We start from the raw sequence: 17,791 nt of genomic DNA, 5'->3' as shown, positions 1-17,791 counted from the left end.
AGAACCATCCGGACAACAGTGTCCGGTTGGAGGGGGACAAAAGCGTGAACTCCAAGTGTGTGGTGCGCGCCGGCCGAACCGCCGCGCTCACTGCGGCCGCGGCACTGTTGCTACCCATGGTCAGTGGCGCCGCCGCGCCCCAGTCCGCCGCGCCCGGCAAGGTGCTCGAGGAACACACCATCGCCACCAGCACGGCCGCACTCGCGGACTGCGGCCCGGGTTCACTGCCGGAAACCGGACTGCAGGGCGACGTTCCCGCCGCCGAGCGCGACAGTGGCCGCAGCATTCAGGGATACCGCTGCAACGCTTCCACGCTCGGGGGATTCGCGGGGCGCGGGGCCGGCATCGTCTCGGCCGCCTACGACCACTGCGCCTACCTGGGCACGATCTTCCCCGGCGACCTGCTCGGCCCCTCCCCCGGCGTGCAGGTCCTGGACGTGTCCGACCCGGCCCACCCGGTCCCCACCGCGAACCTCACCGAACCCGCCATGCTCGCCGGTACCTGGGAGAGCTTGAAGGTCAACGAGAAACGCAAGCTCCTGGTCGGCACCGGCGTCCCCGCGGGCATCGGCAACGGCCTGCTCTCGGTGTACGACATCGCCGATTGCGCCCACCCGCGCCTGCTGAACCCCGGTCCCGGCACGGACCTGCAGATGCCACTGCCCATCACCTCTCACGAGGGCGGCTTCTCCCCCGACGGCAACACCTACTGGTCCTCGGGAATCGCCCCGAGTGTGGTCAGCGCCGTCGACCTCACCGACCCGGCCAACCCGCGCGTCATCTGGCAGGGCCTGATCGGCCAGTCCGCCCACGGGTTCGGCATCACCCCCGACGGCAACCGGATGTACCTGTCGGACAACGCCGGTGGCATCACCGTGCTCGACACCAGCGCGGTGCAACGCCGCGACCCCAATCCCCATGTCCCCCAGCTCGCCCAGTTGACCTGGACCGACGGCATGGCGACGCAGCACAGCATCCCGGTCACCTACGACGGCACGCCCTACCTGTTCACCCCCAACGAGGGCGGTTCGGGCGGAGTGAAGCTGATCGACGTCTCCGAGGACACCAACCCTCGTATCGTCAACACGATCAAGCTCGAGATCAACCTCCCGGAGAACCAGGACTCGGCCATCGGATCCGCTTCCGGCGGTTCGGCATTCGGCTACGAGTCGCACTACTGCGCGGCCGACCGGCCGACCAACCCGACCGCCCTGGCCTGCGGCTGGAGCTCCTCGGGAATCCGGGTGTTCGACGTCAGTGACCCCTTCGACGTGCGGGAGATCGCCTACTACAACCCGCCTGCGATGAAGGGTCGCAACCTCGAACGCTGGAACTCGCCGCACGCGATAGCCTCCGTCCTGGGAATCCCAGCACTCAGCATCCCTGCCGCGATGCAGGCCCAGGAGCAGGGCAAGTTCGACGTGGACGAGGCGCTCACCACGCGCACCGGGATGATCGCCGGCGGCGACCTGACCACCGACTGGTGCTTCTCGCCGCCGCAGTGGCGGGGCACCCAACTCTGGGTCACCTGCTCCGACAACGGATTCATGGCCCTGCAACTCGACAACGACGTCTACGACCCGCCCGCGAACCAGAAGTCCACGCTCGGATCATGACGAAGGCAACCTGGATTCGGGTCGCCGTGTTCGGAGCGGCGGCGCTGCTCTTCCTTGCTCTGGGCGCGGCGCTCCGTCCACTCGTCATCGACGAGCCACAGGTCGCCACAACGGTGTTGAACGACACCGAGATCGGCTTCATCCAGGACATGGCGGGACATCACCAGCAGGCGCTGATGATGGTCCAGCGGCTGGACCCCGGGATCGATCCGGGCGTCGCGCGCCTCGCCCAGCAAATCGGTGACGCCCAGCGCATCGAGGTCGGCACCCTGGTGGGCTGGCTCCGGCTCGCGGGCGTCACCGCCGCCAGCCCAGCGCCGATGGCCTGGATGGGCGCCGGCCACGAAACCGACGGCGCCCATGCGCACCACGCCGCGGTCCCGCCCGCAAGCCAGCCGGCGGACCCGCCGGCGGCGCTCATGCCCGGCATCGCCACCACCGCGGAACTCGACGCCCTCGCAGCCGCCCGCGGCCCCGATGCCGAAACCCTTTTCCTGCAGCTGATGCAGCGCCACCACCTCGGCGGAATCGCCATGGCCCAGGCCGCGGACCACATGCTCGACGACGGACCGGTCAAACAAATCGCGCGCAGCATGGTCCTGGAACAAGGCAAGGAGGCCGGGCTGATGACGGCCCTGCTCGAGCAACGAGGTGCCCGGCCGCTCGGATAGTCGAACCTCCCACAGCGGCGTCGCAGCTACTGGACGACGCCGTCGTCGAACCCGGCCGCCCAGCACCGACCCCGCAGGGACAGGTTGACGAGCATCTCCGAGCTCCGAGCGGCCGGAAATTCGGTTGCGGCAGGCCGGTCGCCTCCTGCAACATCGGTGGTGTCCGATCCGACAGTCGATTCCAGGGAGGCGAACTCATGGCCGTCTGGCCGTTCGGCGCCGCGCGCCGTCTCGCTCCCCTACCCTCCCGCTGACCGAGGCCCCACATGACGTGACCCGGTCGGCGCCCCGTCGAAGGATCACCCCACCATGTTCAATCCCCATGACCTCGTCCGCTTCGGCTGGAACGAGTCGGTCTCCCATGCCTTCAGCACCCTCGACCTCGATCACTGCGAGCCGGGCCGCGTCGTCCGTGTCGACCGCGGCGAAAGCGACGTCGTCACCGCATCAGGGCAGATTCGTGCGCACACCGGCGCCCACTCGGTCTGCACCGGTGACTGGGTCACCGTCCGAGACTCGGTCGTCACGGACGTTCTGCCCCGACGCAGCGCGATCGTTCGCGCCACGGCGTCGATCCGCTCCGAGAGTCAGGTGCTCGCCGCCAACGTGGACACCGTCGTCATCGCGGCCGCGCTCGACACCGACGTCGACCTCGGCCGCATCGAGCGCTTCCTCGCCCTCGCCTGGGAGAGCGGGGCGATGCCGGTGGTCGTGTTGACGAAATCCGATGCGGCCCTGAAGGTCTCCCACACGCTCGCCGACGTCGCGGCGATCGCACCGGGCGCAACGGTGCTCGCGGTCAGCGCCAGGACCGGGGACGGCCTCGACGTTCTGGTCGCGGCGGTCGACGGCACCGTCGCACTCGTCGGGCAGTCCGGCGCGGGGAAGTCGACGCTGGCGAACGCGCTTCTCGGTGAGGACCTGTTCGCGACCGGCGAGGTCAGGCGAGGCGACCACAAGGGCCGTCACGTCACCGCGCACCGCGAGCTGGTGCCGCTGCCCGGCGGCGGCACCCTCATCGACACGCCTGGGCTTCGCGGTGTCGGGCTGTGGGACGCGGCCGACGGAATCGGTCGGGCCTTCAGCGAGATCGACGTCCTCGCCGAGCAATGCCGGTTCGGTGACTGCAACCACGCCGCCGAACCGGGCTGCGCGGTACGCAAGGCCGTGGAGCGCGATGAGCTGCCGCAGCGCCGACTCGACAGCTACCGCAAGCTGCAACGCGAGAACGAGTGGATGGCCGCGCGCACCGATGCGCGCCTGCAGGCCGAACGGACACGCCAGGTCAAGGTGTTGTCGCGCTCGCTCAAGGAGCGCTACCGCAACCGGTAGGTCGGCGCGACGCTCGGCCGTCGAGCAGGGTACGGGCACCTGCTCGACGGCCCATGCCGGTCTAGGTGGCGTCGGCTGCGGCGACGATCGTGTCGGCCACGACCCGCGGTTGGGAGACCAACGCGACGTGCGAGGCCTGGACCTCGCTGGTATGGGCACCGATCCGGGTGGCCATGAACCGCTGTGCGGCGGGCGGGATGACCGTGTCTCCCGCGGAGACCAGGTACCAGCTCGGCGTGGCCGACCAGGAGGTGGGGCCGGACGGCTCGATGTTGGCCCACAACGCGATCGAGCGCTGGTGTGCCAGCATGGTCGCGGCCGTCGCGTCACTGACGTCGGGCGCGAAGACACGATGGAAGGCATCGTCGGCGATATAGCCGTCGAGGTTCTTCCCACCGATGGCCTGGGCGTCGTCGACGACCTTCACCTGTAACGCAGGCGGGAGCAGTTGGCTACCCGGGAACCGGATCGGATCGAGGGCCAGCATCACCGGCTCGCCCTGGGCCGGCGCAAAGGCCGCGACATAGACAAGGGCCTTCACGTTCGGGTTGTGGGCGTTGGTGATGACGGCGCCGCCGTAGGAGTGTCCGACGAGGACGATCGGGCCGGAGATCCCGGCGAGCGTCTTCTCGATCACGGCGGAGTCGTAGCCGGGTCCGCGCAACGGATTGTCGGGCACCACGACGGTGTAGCCACGCCCACGGAGGTCGGCCGCGACGCCGTCCCAGCTGGTGGTGTCGGCAAAGGCGCCGTGCACCAGCACGATCGTCGGACGCGGCGCGGCGGAGGCCGGCACCACGGCCGCCGCGAACGCGGTCGCGAGCATGGTCAGCACCAGCAGAACGGCTCGGGCGAATCGGGTGAATCTCATCGTGCCTCCTTCGGCGAAGGTTCCGGCGCTCGCACACCTCGGGGCATCACGAGAGTCGATGTTTCACAACACTGTTGGCTTTTCGGACTCACCTCGGCGTCGAGGTTCTCCGACAGATCCATTCGTCACCCTCCCGACGGGTGTATCCGAATTTCCGTCCAGCGGGCCGCCCCGGACGCTGACTGCGTTCGCAGGTCCCGGCGATCACTCGACCGCATACGGACTCGGTTCGAGGATATCGACCGACCGGTGCACGCACGCAGAAAAACGGAAATTCCGGACAGCGCCCGACCTTGGCGCGCCTACTGCCCGGGGGGAATGATGCCGTGTAGGACGATGTCCGCCAACGAGTCGGCGAACGGCCCCGGGTCCTCGACATCGCGGACGGACATCGCGAAGATGGCCGCACCGGCCATGATGTCGAGGAGGGTGTCGGCATCGACCCCCGCACGGATCTCGCCGCGTTCCTTCGCCGCCTCGAGACGACGCTTGAGCTCGACCCGGACTCCGGCGAGCATCCGCACCACCAGAACCTCGCGTAGCTCCGCGTTTGTCCGGACCTCGCTCATCAGCCCGGGCGCAGCCGCCCGAGTGGCCGGGGCGGCGAAGAGGGCGACCGCACCATGGACCAGCGCGCGAACCTGGTCCGCGATCGGGCCCTCGGTGCCGAGACCGGCGCCGAGATCGGCGGACTGCTCCGCGTCGAGCACCGGATAGATCGCCTCGTTGACGATGTGGGCCTTCGACGGCCAGCGCCGGTAGATCGCCGGGCGCCCGACGCCCGCGAGGGTGGCGATGGCGTCGATGGATGTCCCGGCGTACCCCTTGTCCGCCAGCAGCTGCCGGGTGGCGTCCAGCACCGCCGCGTCGATCGCCGGGTTTCGTTGCGGTCCGAGACGGTGCTTGGCCTCGGTTTCCTTCGGCATTTCTGACAAACCCCTTGCGTCCTCGTGTGATGGCCGTTACATTCTGTCACGACTTTAGTCGATACAACGTGTATCGACTATCGCCACGTGCGCATCGGCGCCACCCGAACCACGAGGAGTGGTGATGACCTCTGAAACTGCCGACGTAGATCCCGACTACGCCGAACTCGCCCGCCCCGGCGAATCCCGCAACGACCCCGCCGTGATGCAGGCGAGCCTCGAGCGCTGGCTCGGTACCGTGTTGGAGCCCGGCTCCGAACCCGCCGTGACCGCGGTCGAGGTCCCGGCCGCGAACGGCATGTCCAACGAGACCGTGCTGTTCGACGCCACGTGGACCGAGGACGGGCGTCGATCCGAACACCGCCTGGTCGCGCGGATCGCCCCGCCCGCCAGCGCGGCGCCGCTCTTCCCGTCCTACGACCTGAACCAGCAGTACGAGGTGATGCGGGCAGTCGCCGCCCACACCTCCGTGCCGATCCCCCGGGTCTACTGGTCGGAGTCCCGGCCCGAGGCACTCGGCGGCGAGTTCTTCGTCATGGAACGGCTCGACGGGGACGTGCCGCCCGACGTCATGCCCTACACGTTCGGGTCCTGGCTGTCCGAGGCCTCCGCCGAGGAGCGGACCCGGCTCCAGCAGGCCTCCGTCGGGGTTCTGGCTGAGCTGCACGCCATGGCCGATCCGCACCTGACCTGCCCGAGCCTGGCCGACGCCGATACCGAACCGACCGGTGCCTCGGCATTGCGCGCTCACGTGGCGGCGCAGCGGCGGTACTACGAGTGGGCCACCGCCGACGGTCCCCGGTCCCCGCTGATCGAGCGGGGACTCGACTGGGTCGAGTCGAACCTGCCCACCGAGGCCGGGCCCGCGGTGCTGTGCTGGGGCGATGCCCGGATCGGCAACATGATGTTCCGGGACTTCGAGCCGACGGCGGTGCTCGACTGGGAGATGGCCACGATCGGGCCGCGCGAACTCGACCTCAGCTGGATGATCTTCCTGCACAGGTTCTTCGAGGACCTGGCAGGCCTGGCAGGCCTGCCCGGCATGCCCGACTTCCTGCGCCGCGAGGACGTGGCCGCGACCTACCTGGAACTGACCGGACACCGTGCGGCGGACCTGGACTTCTACACCCTCTACGCCGCACTTCGGCACGCCGTGATCATGTTCCGCGTGCAGTGCCGCGCGGTCGCGTTCGGCCAGGCCGAGCTGCCGGCGAACCCGGACGAGATGATCCTGCACCGCGCGACGCTCGAGGCCATGCTCGACGGCACCTACTGGTCGTCGGTGGCGACGGGATCCGCCCGATGACGCTGTCCCCGCTCGACGACTACCCGGTGCACCAGATCGCCGAGACGATCCGGCACGTCGGCACCTCCGACCGCAACTTCTACGACCGCTACTACTTCAACTGCCATCCCGGCCTCGACGGCGACACCGACCCACTGTTCCTCATCATCGGACTCGGCCAGTACCCCAATCTCGGTGTGTGCGACGGCTTTGCAGTGCTACGGCGCGGGGACGACCACATCGTCTTCCGGGCGTCCCGCGCGCTGGGCGAGGACCGGATGGACCTGTCCGTCGGACCGCTGCGGATCGAGATCCTCGAGGGCCTGCACCGCCTGCGGGTGGTGCTGGACCCGAGCACCGAGGCACCCGACCTGAGCTTCGATCTCGTCTTCGAGTCCGACGGGCCCGCCAACCTCGAGGCCAGGCACTTCCACCGCCAGCTCGAGCGGGTCACGTTCGACACCCAGCGGTTCGTGCAGACCGGCACGTGGTCCGGCTCCCTCACCGTCGACGGCGAGGTCAGGCCCGTCACCGCGGACACCTGGCGCGGCAATCGCGACCGCTCGTGGGGTGTCCGCCCGGTCGGTGAGGCGGAACCGCCTGGGCGCAAGGCGGATCCGGCGCTCGCCGCGAGCCAGAACTTCTTCTGGATCTACTCGATCATGCAGTTCGGCGACTACAGCATCGTCACGGTCATCCAGGAGGACCAGCAGGGTCGCCGCATCGTCGAGGACGCGACCCGGGTCTGGTCGGACCGCACCAGGGAACCGGAGTGGCTGGGCCGACCCGACCACGAGCTGACCTTCGTTCCCGGCACCAGGGAGGTTGCCACCGGAACCCTGCACTTCCGACGCCCTGGCGCACCGGGCGAGCCCGACCGGGTCCTCTCGGTCACCTGCGAACCGGTGCTGCCGCACTATCTCGGCGTCGGCACCGGCTACGGCCTCGAGCAGGACTGGCGCCACGGGATGTGGCAGGGCGAGCTGGTGGTCCAGGGACTGCGGGAGAAGGTCTCGGCGATCGAACCGTGGAAGAAGATGCTGTGCCCGGTCGACAACCTCGCCCGGTTCACCGTCAGCGAGGACGGCGACTCCCGCACCGGGGCAGGCCTGTTCGAGGTGGCGGTCATCGGCCCCCACCAGCGCTACGGCTTCACCGGGATCGGTGACGTCGCCCCCTGACCGGCCCCGGCCCTCGCCGGGTTCGACCACCGTCCGTCAATCCCTTCGGTCGGTCCGTTCCACACAGATAGAGAGACCCATCAGATGTCCACACGCTCCCGAACGCTGTCCACCCGTACTGCGAGGGCCGCCGCCTTACTGCTCGCAGGCGGTCTGTTGTTCACCGCGCCCGCCACCGCGGGCGCCTTCGACCTCAGCTCGATCGACACCGGCTCGCTCGGCGGGTTGCTCGACCCGGGCTCGAGCAACCCGGTCCTCGCACCGACGCCGAAGCTGGCGTCCGTGGCCAACTTCCGCGACGTGGCGGGCAACGACGGCGCCGGTTACGCCACCGCCGACGGCAAGCACCTCAAGCGCGGCGTGATCTACCGCTCCAACGCGCTCACCAAGACCAGCGACGCCGACAAGGCGACCCTCACCACCCTCGGCCTGGCCGACGTCTACGACCTGCGTGGGTCGGCCGAGATCGCCAATCCGCTGGTCGGCGGCCAGGACAAGCTGCCGGACGGCGTCGCATACAAGAGCATCCCGATCGAGTTCGCGGATCTGGTCCAGCTCGCCCAGACCATCCAGTCGCCCGAACAGGGCCGCCAGTTCATGATCGACACCAACCGCAGCTTCGTCACCGACCCAGCCCGTCGCGCCGGCTTCGCACAGGTGCTGACGGACATCGCCACCGGTGACGGCGCGCAGCTCTTCCACTGCACCTCGGGCAAGGACCGCACCGGCTGGACCGCCATGCTGCTGCAGTCGATCGCCGGGGTCCCCGCCGCCACCGTCATGGACGACTACCTGCTGAGCAACACCTATCTCGCGGAGACCAACCAGAAGACCCTGGCGCAGATCACCGCGGCCATGGGCGCGCAGGCCGCCGCCAACCTGACGCCGGTCCTCGGCGTCGACCAGAGCTTCCTCGAGGCCGGCCTCGCGCAGATCACCGCCGACTACGGCAGTGTCGGCAACTACCTCACCGAAGGCCTCGGGCTGAGCCCGGCGACCATCGCGGCCCTCAAGGCCAAGCTGGTCGGCTAGCCCATCAGGGCGACCCCGGGTGCCGTACAGCACCCGGGGTTGCCGACCGCGCTGCAGCGACGCCGACACCGTCGAGGATCAGCCCAACCCCCGCGGCGAACCGCCGGTCGTAGTCGTGGTGATCGGCGTAGACCGACACCGCCCGGCGCACGGCAGGGACGGTGCCGAAGTCCCCTCGGCTGAGCCGAATGGCGACGTGCCCGGTCACGAAGTCGTGCAGTGTGGCGTAGGCGTACGTGGCCTGCTCGTCCCCCAACCCGGCCTCGAGAAAGGCGCGGACCACGCGATGCGCGGTGTCGTCGGCGCCCGGCGCCTCCAGCGCGGCCTGCCGGTGCGCCTCGAGGACGAGCGGGTGCCGCATGAGCAGGTCGTGCAGGGTGTCGGCGAAGGTCCGCGCGACCGCGCGCCACTCCTCGGGCCACACGATGGCCGCCACGGCGCCGCCCACCAAGGTGGACACCAGGTCCCGGCGCAGCGCGTCGATGCCGCCCGTCGTGCGATGCACGGCCATCGGCGAGGTCCCGAGCCGGTCTGCGAGCACGCGGAACGAGACGGCGTCGAGCCCCTCGTCATCGGCGATTTGGGCCGCCACCTCGAGAATCTGACTGTGGCTCACGGCTTTTCGGCGTCCCACCCTTGCGGCGTCCCCAGATTCGACTACCATGCATTCCACCATAACGATACGCGTAACGGAATGACAAGGTGGCCGCCGTGACAGATCTACACCAGCTCTCCGCCGTCGATCTCGCCGAGGCGATCGCCCGTCGGCAGCTCTCCGTTCCCGAGGTGACGCGCCACTTCCTCGACCGGGCGACCACGCAGGATGACGTCGGCGCCTTCACCACGGTGGCGACCGAACACGCGCTCGAGCTCGCCGATCGCGCGCAGGCCCGGCTCGATGCAGGCGAGGAGGGCCTGCCCCGGCTCTTCGGCGTCCCCACCGCGATCAAGGACCTCGAAGCCACCCGAGGGATCCGAACCACGTTCGGCTCAGCCATCTTCCGCGATTTCGTCCCCGAGGTAGACGACGAGATCGTCGAGGCGATCCGCGACGGCGGACTCGTCGACATCGGCAAGACCACCGTCCCGGAGTTCGGCGCCGCCTGCTACACCGAACCGGACGTGGCCCCGCCCTCGCGGAGCCCGTTCGACCCCGCGCGCAGCGCCGCCGGGAGCAGTGGCGGCGCCGCGGCCGCCGTCGGCGCGGGCCTCGTCCCGATCGCACAGGGCAGTGACACCGCGGGCTCGCTGCGGTCACCGGCGAGTGCGTGCGGCGTGGTCGGACTCAAGCCGAGCCGGGGGCTGCTCACCATGGGGTACGCCGGGCACGACGGTTTCGGCTTCGCCAGCAAGGGTCCGATCGCCCGGACGGTGCGCGATGCCGCCGCGCTACTGGACGTGCTCGCGACCCGCCCCGGCGCCGGGACCGTGCACCCGCCGCGGCCGGACTCCTTCGAGGACGCCGTCGTGCGCGGCGCCGACGGGTCGACGCGGAGGCTGACCGTCGCGCTGGCCCAGGGGTCGGTGTCGCGGGGTCCCGTCGACCCACAGGTGTCGGCCGCCGTCGCGAGGGTGGGCGCCATGCTCGAGTCGCTGGGACACACCGTGATCGAGCGTCCGCAGGCCGTCGACCCGGCGTTCTCGGACGCGTTCATCACGATGTTCTCGTCCCTGGCAGGCACCAAGCCCATCCCGGAGGAGTACGAGCACCTGCTACGCCCCATCGTGCGGCACTTGCGGATTCGGGCCAGGGAGACGTCATCGGGCGACCTCGCGGCCGCGGTGGGGCTGGTGCAGGCGTGGTCGCGGCGCTGGAGCCTCGACCACGCCGACGTGGACCTGGTGATCACGCCGACCGTCACCCGGCCGCCCGTCGCCCTCGGCGAGCTGCGCAACGACGCCGACCCGGCCACCGAGCTCGTGGAGATGGTGGCCTTCACCGGCAACACGATCGTCGCGAACGCGACGGGCTTCCCGTCCGTCAGCCTGCCGCTGGGCTGGACCGACGAGGAGGTCCCGCTCGGCGTGATGATCTCGGCGAAGTGGGGCGCCGACGCGGACCTGCTGACGGCCGCGGCGATGCTGGAGGCGGCCATGCCATGGCACGGCCGCTATCGCTTCGACCGGAATCCGGTCTCATAGCCCGTCGCGACCGGCATGCTCGAGGGGCTCCGGCGGCAACGCCACCGGTAGCGCGATCTCCCCGAGAGACAACTGAACCGACCAGGAAGGCCGTGGTCATGGACCCGATCGATCTCGACAGCCTCCTCGAGCCGTGGAACCGGGCACTCGGCAAGGACCGCACGGCCTATCGCCATCATGTCGAGCGGGTGCTGCGCCTGTGCACGACGCTCGCGGGCGGCGAACTGCCCGATCCGGTCGCATTCGGGGTGGCGGCGGTCTACCACGACCTGGGCATCTGGAGCGACGGCACCTTCGACTACCTGGACCCCTCGGCGACGCGCGCCGTCGGCTGGCTGCGCGAACACGGCCACGCCGACAAGACCGAACTGGTCACCACCCTGATCCAGCAGCACCACAAGGTGACCTCGGCCGGGGCCGCGCGGGATGCGGTGGAGATCTTCCGCCGGGCCGACTGGATCGATGTCACGCTTGGCCTGCGCAACTTCGGTGTGCCGCGCGGGCACTACCGCGAACTGCTGCGGGAGTTCCCGGACGCCGGCTTCCATCGCCGATTGCTCGAGCTGGGTGGCAAGCGGGCCCTCACCAAGCCCTGGAGCCCGCTACCGATGTTTCGCTGGTGACGGAGCGGCTCCTCGATCCTCGCGGACCGAAAGTAATTCTGTAATCATGTAATCATTCCCTCACCGAGGAGTGCCATGACAGCGGACAGGAACACCACCGAATCACTTTTCGAGCATGTCGGCGGCCGGGAAGGACTGCACCGCCTCGTCGCGACCTGGTACCCGCGGGTCCTCGCCGATCCGCTCCTGCACCCGCTGTTCGGCGCGGGCAGCCCCAGCCACATCGATCACCTGACGGATTTCCTCGCCGAGGTGTTCGGCGGGCCCACCACCTACACCGACGAGTTGGGCGGGTTTCCCGCGCTCCTCGAGGTGCACCGCGGCAAACAGATCAGCGAGGAGCAGCGTCAACGGTTCGTCGACCTGTTCCTCACCGCCGCCGACGACGCCGGACTACCCTCCGACACGCGATTCCGCACCGCGTTGCGCGACTACCTCCGCTTCGGCACCGAAGTGGCGGTGCAGAACTCGCACGCGACCGACGACGTCGACCTTCATCCCTGTCAGGAAGTGCCCCGCTGGGACTGGTGAGCAGGCGTCCAGTCGCCGCCGAACAGGCGCGTTCCGCCCAGCGGATCGACCGATTGACGCCCCACCCTCGGATTGACACGGTTGCGCGGATGGGCGTCGATGCGCCGAGCGACCGGACCCTGGACGGCACGCGCCCACGCCAGGAACGAAGGGACGCGCGTTGACCGCTGTCGAGACCGGATGGCACTGCCTCGGACCGGCCGAGAACTACCGTGACGGCAAGCCGCATGCCATCGAGGCCTTCGGCATCAAGCTCGTCGCGTTCGCCGACCGCAGCGGCGAGATCCGGATCCTCGACGCCCGGTGCCCGCACATGGGCGGCGACCTGAGTCACGGCTCCGTCGTGGGCGACACGATCGACTGCCCGATCCACCGCTGGCGCTGGGACGGGAACGGCGAGGCCGCAGGCGGATCCCCGCACCCGACGCCCACTCGCGCCTGGGCGACCCTCGAGCGGGACCGGCTGCTGTTCGTGTGGCACGACCAGGAGAGCGGCCCTCCGCCCGCCGAGGCGTGCGCCCGCGCTTGATCGAGTCGGCCCTGGCGCGGTGAGCCCGGCCCCCGACCCCTACCCGTCCCGGCGGCGCGGCGGCGACAGGAGCTGCTCGTCGGCGACCCCGAGCCCCGACAGGTAGGCCGCGGCCGCGGGTGTGGGCCGCAACCGGCCCCACACCAGGTGCTCCACCCTCGTCGGGGGGTCGACCAGCTCGACGACCCGCAGGTCGGGGAACTCCGACACGATGGATGCAGGCAACAGCCCGATGCACAGGCCCTGCCTGATCAGCCTCGCAATGAAGTCAACAGCCATCACCTCGAAGGCGACCCGGCGCCGGACGCCTGCCGCGGCGAAGGCCTCGTCCGACTGGGCTCGCCCTCCCGACCCCGCCGGGAAGTCGACGAAGACCTCGTCGGCGAGCCGGTTCAGGTCAACGGCGCGTTCGTCCGCAAGCGGGTGCGAGGCCGGGACCAATACGACCAACTCGCCGCGCGCGAGCTCGACACCGCACACGCCCGTCGGCGGTGTCTCGGGACGCAGTCCGAGGAACGCGACGTCCAGGGATCCCAGCCGGACCTGATCGACCAGATCGCCGCTCGCTCCCATGCGCAGGCTGATCTGTACCTGCGGATGGCGCGCCCGGAAATCCTTCAGGGACGCAGCGAGATCGATCGCCCCCACCGTCGGGATGGCACCGATCGCGAGCCGGCCCCGGATCTCGCCCGCGGCGGCGGTGACCTCGGCCCTGGCCCGTTCCGCGGCCTCCACGCTCTGCCTGGCCTCAGGGAGAAACGCCTCACCCGCGGGTGTGAGCTCGACCCGGCGACTGGTCCGGTCGAACAGTTTCGCGCCGAGTTCTCGCTCCAGTCGCGCGATCTGGTGACTCAGCGCTGACTGGACCACCAGGCAGCGTTCGGCCGCGCGGGTGAAGTTCTTCTCCTCCGCGACGGCGATGACGTACCGCATCTGCTGTAGCTCCACCCATCTATCTTGAATCACGATCGCTGCGGTGACAAACATGTGTTGGACTCATTGATCTTTCTTGGCCAGGCTTTCGATCATGACAAACGTGATGACGCGAACCACGCAGCGCGACAACGCTGCCGAGGCCGGGATCGGCCGAGGGCTGTTGCTGCTCATGTCGGTCTCGACCGGACTCGTGGCGGCGGGCAATTACTTCGCGCAGCCGCTGCTGGACGTGATCCGCCAGGACCTCGAACTCAGCACGTCGACGGCGGCGATGGTCGTCACCGCCGCCCAGGCCGGCTACGCACTGGGCCTGATCCTGCTGCTCCCGCTGGGAGACCTGCTGGAGCGGCGCGGCCTCGCGGTGGCGCTGTTCGGGGCCACCGCGGCGTTCCTGCTGATGTCGGCCACCGCACCCAACGGCGCCGTCCTGCTGGCAGGAACCGCGCTTGCCGCCATCACCTCGGTGGCGGCGCAGGTGCTGGTGACCTTCGCCGTGGCGCTGGCCGATCCTGAGCATCGTGGCCGGGTGGTGGGCACCGTGATGAGCGGCCTTCTGCTGGGTGGCCTGCTGGCGCGGACGGTCTCCGGGATGTTGTCGGAGTTCGGTGGCTGGCGCACGGTCTACTTCGTCAACGCGGTGCTGCTGACCGTGGTGGCGGTGCTGCTGTGGCGCGTTCTGCCCCGCCTGCACACCCCCGCCGGGATGTCCTATCCGGCACTGCTGCGCTCCACCGTCGTCCTGTTCCGAACCGAACCCGTGTTGCGCTGGCGGGCGGTCATCGCCGCGCTCTCACTCGCCTCGTTCAACGTGTTCTGGACGTCCGTCACCTTCCTGCTGGTCGCGGACCACTACCGGTGGTCGGAAGCGGTGATCGGCCTCTTCGGCCTGGTCGGCGTCGCGGGGACGATCGCCACCCCGGTGGCGGGCAGGCTCGCCGACCGCGGCTACGTGCAGTGGGTGGCCGGCATCGGCACCGCTCTGCTGGCGGTGTCCTGGGTGGCGATCGCCGCGGGGGCGACGTCGCTGGTGTGGCTGTTGGCCGGAGCGATCGCCCTGACTGTCGCGCAGCAGTCCGTGCTCAACAGCAACCAGAACGTCATCTACGCCCTCGCCCCCGAGATCCGCAATCGGCTGAACTCGGCGTTCATGACCGCCTTCTTCGTCGGTGGCGCCGCGGGCTCGGCACTGACCGCCGTCGCTTGGGTGCGCGGCGGGTGGGCAGGGGTGAGCGCCCTCGGCGGAGCGCTTGCCCTCGCCACCTTCCTGGTCTGGGTCGCCGAACGCGTGAGCGCCAGGCGCGGCACCGTCGTTCCGGCCTGATCGCACCGTCCCGGGCATTCCGACATTCCACTGACAAACAAATCGAACGGGAGCGAACAACGATGCGCATCACAGTTTTCGGCGCGGCAGGACAGGTGGGAAGCCGGGCCGTGGCAGAGGCCCTGGATCGAGGCCACGAGGTGACGGCCGTGCTGCGGACCCCCGCCCGGGCACACGAGGTGCCTGCGGGAGCCGAGGTCCGCATCGGCGACGCGGCGGACCTCGAGGACGTCATCGACCTGAGCATCGGCCAGGACCTCGTGATCAGCGCGACCCGACCGACACCGGGCCGGGAGAGCGATCTGGTCGCGACCACGAAGGTATTGCTCGCGGGTCTGGCCAGGACCCGGGTGCGGCTGCTGGTCGTCGGCGGCGCCGCGACCCTGACCGTGCCCGGCACGGCCGGGGTGACCGTGATGGACGAGCCCGACTTCCCGGCCTCGTTGCGGGGCATCGCGCGGGCGTGCGCCGACCAGCTCGAGGTATGCCGTGCCGATGCGTCCACGCAGTGGACGTACCTCAGCCCGCCCGCACTGCTCGAGCCCGGCACGCGAACCGGACTGTTCCGGCTGGGCACGGACGACCTGCTGGTCGACGCCGACGGCGCCTCCGTGCTCTCCATGGAGGACCTGGCGGTGGCGCTGCTCGACGAGGCGGAACAGCCGCAGCATCACCGCGTCCGGTTCACCGCCGCCTACTGATCTGCGCCCCACCACTGACAGGACAACGACATGACCATGATCGACTACGCCGACGACGTGATCGCCGCCCAACCGATGGGCTATTGGACCGACCTGGCAGCCCGCGCAATCATCGGGGCCCTGCGCGGACAGCTCGCGGTCGAACAGCTCACCCAGCCGCATTGGTGGACCCTCAACCACGTGAGCGGGTCCCCCGGATCCTGGACCCGCACGACGCTGGCCCAGCGTCTCGACGAATTCGCCGAGGAAGGAACAGATTTCGGCGCTGTCTTCGACGATCTGACCGACAGGGACTGGCTGCGCGTCGACGGCAGCGACGGCACACTGGCCCTGACCGACGAAGGCGAGGCCGGGAGGCTGCGCGCCCACGAGCGGAACGCCAAGGCGCACGGGCGGATGCGTGAGGGAGTGCCGACCGCCGACTACGTCGCGACCGTCAATGTCCTGCGGCGCATGGTCGCCAACCTGGACGGCCGCACGGATCTGCCCTGACCACCACGACCCCCACCGGGAGCACCGACATGAGCACCGATTCATCCGCACTCGCCGCCATCCGCCGCCTCGTCGCCGACGCCGTGGAGTTCCAGAACGACGTGGACCGATTCATCCCGCTGCACACACCCGAGGTGACCATCGTCAACTTCGGCGGACGCCGAGTCTCGGGCCGGGACGCGCTGACCGAGGCCATGCGGCAGGCCCTGGCGACACCCCTCGCGGACGTGACCACCACGGTCGAGGTCGAGGACATCCGATTCCTCCGCGACGACGTGGCAATCGCGACCTGCGTCAAACGGATCTTCGACGGAAGGGATTCCGCCACAACGGCCCTGCCGGCGACGTCGGGGCAGCTCACCTACGTGATGGTCGAGGACGGCGACCGCTGGCGGATCGCCTCCGCGCAGACCACACCGATCAGGGCCTGAACACGCCGCACCCCTCGACAAGGGCACGCCCGGTTGGTCGCCGGTGCGGGCGACCTAGCGGTCGGCGGTCAGGTGGTCCAAGAGGTCGTCGAGCGACTCGAACTCGACGACCTCGGTGTCGTCGTCCTTCTCGTCCACGACGACGCCATTGACGTCGAGATCATCGTCGAGCTGAGCCCGGATCCAGCTGTCGGGAAACTGCTTCGGCGCGGCGAAGGAGAGCAGAACCGCGTCATGGAAGACAGCCATCGAGGTGAGCGTCAGATCATCACGCAGGTCGGTTGCCTCGACCACGGGCTGATCGCCGACCGCCTCCTCGATCTCCTCGGCGACCGAGTGGACGATCTGACCCCATCGCGCATCGGTGACCGTGAGCACTCGTTCGATGGCAGCGAGAAGCGTCCCGGTGTCCATGTCGGACCTGTCGTCGAGTTCGGGGTCGACGTTCACGTTGACGTCGGTTCCGACAGCACGCATCCGAGCGGTCCCGAAGACGAATCCGTCGTCCGCCTGGGGCGCCGTCAGCAACCCAGTCCGCACGATTTCCTCCCTGAGCCGGTCGATCGGGTCCATCGGGCCATACCTTTCCGAGAATGATGCGCTTCAGACGAGTAGACGAGCCCGCATGGTAGTCCTCGCACACCATCGGTCACCTACCGCAGTTCCCGCGTGCACCGGCCACTGAGGCGGTCAACCGCAACTTCAATGCGCGATCTACGGCAATCGCCCCGCGCCTGTTTGACCCAGCTCTATTCTTCGAGCGCAGTGCCCGATGGTTTCGCCTCAGGCGGCGAAGGGGAGTTGGTTGCGCCGGTTGTGTGCCGGCAGTGGTTGTCGCTGGGGGTCGACCCAGGCGGGTGGGACAAACCAAGGATGGCCATCGTCTTTGCTGATGGTCACGGTCCAGTCGCCGCGGTGGATGGTGGTGTGGTGGAAGCGGCAGAGCAGCACCAGGTTTGACAGGTTGGTGGGGCCGCCACTGGACCAGTGCTGAATATGGTGGCCTTCGGTCCAGGCGGCGGGTCGTCCGCAGCCGGGGAAGGCGCATCCGCAGTCGCGGGCGCTGAGGGCGCGGCGGAGTTTGCGGGGGATCAGGCGGGTGGTGCGTCCGACGTCGATGGGGTTGCCGTCGGTGTCCATGGTGATGGGGGTGATGTCGGCGTCGCAGGAG

20 protein-coding genes are annotated in these 17,791 nt (G+C 69.4%); 14 read left to right on the top strand and 6 right to left on the bottom strand.

All coding sequences use genetic code 11. The annotated features are described in order from the left end of the window. Window positions 1–116: 116 nt before the first annotated feature. The 3 genes from BR31_RS0119060 to rsgA all read left to right on the top strand — a co-directional run bounded on the left by BR31_RS0119060 (window position 117) and on the right by rsgA (window position 3,619). Window positions 117–1,616: an LVIVD repeat-containing protein gene (locus BR31_RS0119060; protein WP_231496615.1), complete on the top strand. Its 1,500-nt coding sequence runs from the start codon at window positions 117–119 to the stop codon at window positions 1,614–1,616. Further along, window positions 1,613–2,287: a DUF305 domain-containing protein gene (locus BR31_RS0119055; protein ID WP_027502373.1), complete on the top strand. Its 675-nt coding sequence runs from the start codon at window positions 1,613–1,615 to the stop codon at window positions 2,285–2,287. Before BR31_RS0119060 ends, BR31_RS0119055 begins: the two co-directional genes overlap by 4 nt. Window positions 2,288–2,596: 309 nt before the next feature. Continuing rightward, window positions 2,597–3,619, top strand: coding sequence for a ribosome small subunit-dependent GTPase A (gene rsgA / locus BR31_RS0119050; protein WP_027502372.1), 1,023 nt, complete (start codon window positions 2,597–2,599; stop codon window positions 3,617–3,619). Between the two features lie 61 nt (window positions 3,620–3,680). Here rsgA and BR31_RS0119045 read toward each other — a convergent pair whose 3' ends face one another. Continuing rightward, entirely contained in the window at window positions 3,681–4,490 is an 810-nt protein-coding gene (locus BR31_RS0119045; protein ID WP_027502371.1) for an alpha/beta fold hydrolase, read from the bottom strand. A 302-nt stretch (window positions 4,491–4,792) separates the two neighbouring features. Continuing rightward, window positions 4,793–5,416, bottom strand: coding sequence for a TetR/AcrR family transcriptional regulator (locus BR31_RS0119040; RefSeq protein WP_027502370.1), 624 nt, complete (start codon window positions 5,414–5,416; stop codon window positions 4,793–4,795). Window positions 5,417–5,540: 124 nt separating this feature from the next. Here BR31_RS0119040 and BR31_RS0119035 point away from each other — a divergent pair, with 124 nt between their 5' ends. The 3 genes from BR31_RS0119035 to BR31_RS0119025 all read left to right on the top strand — a co-directional run bounded on the left by BR31_RS0119035 (window position 5,541) and on the right by BR31_RS0119025 (window position 8,914). Then, window positions 5,541–6,722 carry a phosphotransferase family protein gene (locus tag BR31_RS0119035; protein WP_037177313.1) on the top strand — a complete coding sequence of 394 codons (1,182 nt, stop codon included), beginning with the start codon at window positions 5,541–5,543 and terminating at the stop codon, window positions 6,720–6,722. Then, complete coding sequence (locus tag BR31_RS0119030) at window positions 6,719–7,882, top strand: Rv3169 family protein (protein ID WP_027502368.1); 1,164 nt, start codon at window positions 6,719–6,721, stop codon at window positions 7,880–7,882. Before BR31_RS0119035 ends, BR31_RS0119030 begins: the two co-directional genes overlap by 4 nt. An 84-nt stretch (window positions 7,883–7,966) precedes the next feature. After that, a complete protein-coding gene (locus BR31_RS0119025) occupies window positions 7,967–8,914 on the top strand; it encodes a tyrosine-protein phosphatase (protein WP_027502367.1) in 948 nt (315 codons plus the stop codon). Window positions 8,915–8,918: 4 nt separating this feature from the next. Here BR31_RS0119025 and BR31_RS29280 read toward each other — a convergent pair whose 3' ends face one another. Beyond that, window positions 8,919–9,506, bottom strand: a complete 588-nt coding sequence (locus BR31_RS29280; protein WP_231496584.1) for a TetR/AcrR family transcriptional regulator C-terminal domain-containing protein — start codon at window positions 9,504–9,506, stop codon at window positions 8,919–8,921. Between the two features lie 119 nt (window positions 9,507–9,625). On the opposite strand from BR31_RS29280, the gene BR31_RS0119015 reads away from it, so the two are divergent. From BR31_RS0119015 to BR31_RS29275, 4 genes are all read left to right on the top strand, one after another. Beyond that, on the top strand, window positions 9,626–11,056 hold the full coding sequence (locus BR31_RS0119015) for an amidase (protein WP_027502366.1): 1,431 nt from the start codon (window positions 9,626–9,628) through the stop codon (window positions 11,054–11,056). A gap of 98 nt (window positions 11,057–11,154) precedes the next feature. Beyond that, window positions 11,155–11,679: a hypothetical protein gene (locus BR31_RS0119010; protein ID WP_051637570.1), complete on the top strand. Its 525-nt coding sequence runs from the start codon at window positions 11,155–11,157 to the stop codon at window positions 11,677–11,679. A 75-nt stretch (window positions 11,680–11,754) separates the two neighbouring features. After that, window positions 11,755–12,210, top strand: a complete 456-nt coding sequence (locus BR31_RS0119005) for a group II truncated hemoglobin (protein ID WP_027502364.1) — start codon at window positions 11,755–11,757, stop codon at window positions 12,208–12,210. 160 nt (window positions 12,211–12,370) lie between these two features. Then, the gene (locus tag BR31_RS29275) at window positions 12,371–12,739 is read left to right on the top strand and encodes a Rieske 2Fe-2S domain-containing protein (RefSeq protein ID WP_051637569.1); all 369 of its coding nucleotides are present in this window, start codon (window positions 12,371–12,373) and stop codon (window positions 12,737–12,739) included. Window positions 12,740–12,778: 39 nt separating this feature from the next. On the opposite strand, the gene BR31_RS29270 is transcribed toward BR31_RS29275, so the two are convergent. Then, window positions 12,779–13,726, bottom strand: coding sequence for a LysR family transcriptional regulator (locus BR31_RS29270; RefSeq protein ID WP_231496582.1), 948 nt, complete (start codon window positions 13,724–13,726; stop codon window positions 12,779–12,781). Between the two features lie 40 nt (window positions 13,727–13,766). On the opposite strand from BR31_RS29270, the gene BR31_RS0118990 reads away from it, so the two are divergent. The 4 genes from BR31_RS0118990 to BR31_RS0118975 all read left to right on the top strand — a co-directional run bounded on the left by BR31_RS0118990 (window position 13,767) and on the right by BR31_RS0118975 (window position 16,620). Next, window positions 13,767–14,996 (top strand): MFS transporter, encoded by a 1,230-nt coding sequence (locus BR31_RS0118990; RefSeq protein ID WP_231496580.1) that lies wholly within the window; start codon window positions 13,767–13,769, stop codon window positions 14,994–14,996. 62 nt (window positions 14,997–15,058) lie between these two features. Next, on the top strand, window positions 15,059–15,697 hold the full coding sequence (locus BR31_RS0118985) for an NAD(P)-dependent oxidoreductase (RefSeq protein ID WP_027502362.1): 639 nt from the start codon (window positions 15,059–15,061) through the stop codon (window positions 15,695–15,697). Window positions 15,698–15,727: 30 nt separating this feature from the next. Further along, window positions 15,728–16,189, top strand: coding sequence for a hypothetical protein (locus BR31_RS0118980; RefSeq protein WP_197023658.1), 462 nt, complete (start codon window positions 15,728–15,730; stop codon window positions 16,187–16,189). Between the two features lie 29 nt (window positions 16,190–16,218). Next, window positions 16,219–16,620, top strand: coding sequence for an SgcJ/EcaC family oxidoreductase (locus tag BR31_RS0118975; protein ID WP_027502360.1), 402 nt, complete (start codon window positions 16,219–16,221; stop codon window positions 16,618–16,620). Window positions 16,621–16,674: 54 nt separating this feature from the next. Here the strand turns inward: BR31_RS0118975 and BR31_RS0118970 are convergent, their stop codons facing one another. Together BR31_RS0118970 and BR31_RS0118965 are read right to left on the bottom strand one after the other, a co-directional pair. Then, window positions 16,675–17,193 (bottom strand): hypothetical protein, encoded by a 519-nt coding sequence (locus BR31_RS0118970; RefSeq protein ID WP_027502359.1) that lies wholly within the window; start codon window positions 17,191–17,193, stop codon window positions 16,675–16,677. A gap of 210 nt (window positions 17,194–17,403) precedes the next feature. Further along, window positions 17,404–17,791 (bottom strand): HNH endonuclease signature motif containing protein (locus BR31_RS0118965; RefSeq protein ID WP_027502358.1); only part of this gene is annotated, 388 nt, incomplete at its 5' end.

Source organism: Rhodococcus sp. UNC363MFTsu5.1 (assembly GCF_000686785.1).
In the GTDB taxonomy this organism is placed as follows: domain Bacteria; phylum Actinomycetota; class Actinomycetes; order Mycobacteriales; family Mycobacteriaceae; genus Rhodococcus_G; species Rhodococcus_G maanshanensis.
This window is presented reverse-complemented; position numbering and strand designations above follow the sequence as displayed.

Excerpts from the sequence above, each read along its gene's own strand:
- BR31_RS0119060 (WP_231496615.1), top strand. The coding sequence starts at position 117 with ATGGTCAGTGGCGCCGCCGCGCCCCAGTCCGCCGCGCCCGGCAAGGTG.
- BR31_RS0119055 (WP_027502373.1), top strand. The coding sequence starts at position 1,613 with ATGACGAAGGCAACCTGGATTCGGGTCGCCGTGTTCGGAGCGGCGGCG.
- rsgA (WP_027502372.1), top strand. The coding sequence starts at position 2,597 with ATGTTCAATCCCCATGACCTCGTCCGCTTCGGCTGGAACGAGTCGGTC.
- BR31_RS0119045 (WP_027502371.1), bottom strand. The coding sequence starts at position 4,490 with ATGAGATTCACCCGATTCGCCCGAGCCGTTCTGCTGGTGCTGACCATG.
- BR31_RS0119040 (WP_027502370.1), bottom strand. The coding sequence starts at position 5,416 with ATGCCGAAGGAAACCGAGGCCAAGCACCGTCTCGGACCGCAACGAAAC.
- BR31_RS0119035 (WP_037177313.1), top strand. The coding sequence starts at position 5,541 with ATGACCTCTGAAACTGCCGACGTAGATCCCGACTACGCCGAACTCGCC.
- BR31_RS0119030 (WP_027502368.1), top strand. The coding sequence starts at position 6,719 with ATGACGCTGTCCCCGCTCGACGACTACCCGGTGCACCAGATCGCCGAG.
- BR31_RS0119025 (WP_027502367.1), top strand. The coding sequence starts at position 7,967 with ATGTCCACACGCTCCCGAACGCTGTCCACCCGTACTGCGAGGGCCGCC.
- BR31_RS0119010 (WP_051637570.1), top strand. The coding sequence starts at position 11,155 with ATGGACCCGATCGATCTCGACAGCCTCCTCGAGCCGTGGAACCGGGCA.
- BR31_RS0119005 (WP_027502364.1), top strand. The coding sequence starts at position 11,755 with ATGACAGCGGACAGGAACACCACCGAATCACTTTTCGAGCATGTCGGC.
- BR31_RS29270 (WP_231496582.1), bottom strand. The coding sequence starts at position 13,726 with ATGTTTGTCACCGCAGCGATCGTGATTCAAGATAGATGGGTGGAGCTA.
- BR31_RS0118990 (WP_231496580.1), top strand. The coding sequence starts at position 13,767 with ATGACAAACGTGATGACGCGAACCACGCAGCGCGACAACGCTGCCGAG.
- BR31_RS0118985 (WP_027502362.1), top strand. The coding sequence starts at position 15,059 with ATGCGCATCACAGTTTTCGGCGCGGCAGGACAGGTGGGAAGCCGGGCC.
- BR31_RS0118980 (WP_197023658.1), top strand. The coding sequence starts at position 15,728 with ATGACCATGATCGACTACGCCGACGACGTGATCGCCGCCCAACCGATG.
- BR31_RS0118975 (WP_027502360.1), top strand. The coding sequence starts at position 16,219 with ATGAGCACCGATTCATCCGCACTCGCCGCCATCCGCCGCCTCGTCGCC.
- BR31_RS0118970 (WP_027502359.1), bottom strand. The coding sequence starts at position 17,193 with ATGGACCCGATCGACCGGCTCAGGGAGGAAATCGTGCGGACTGGGTTG.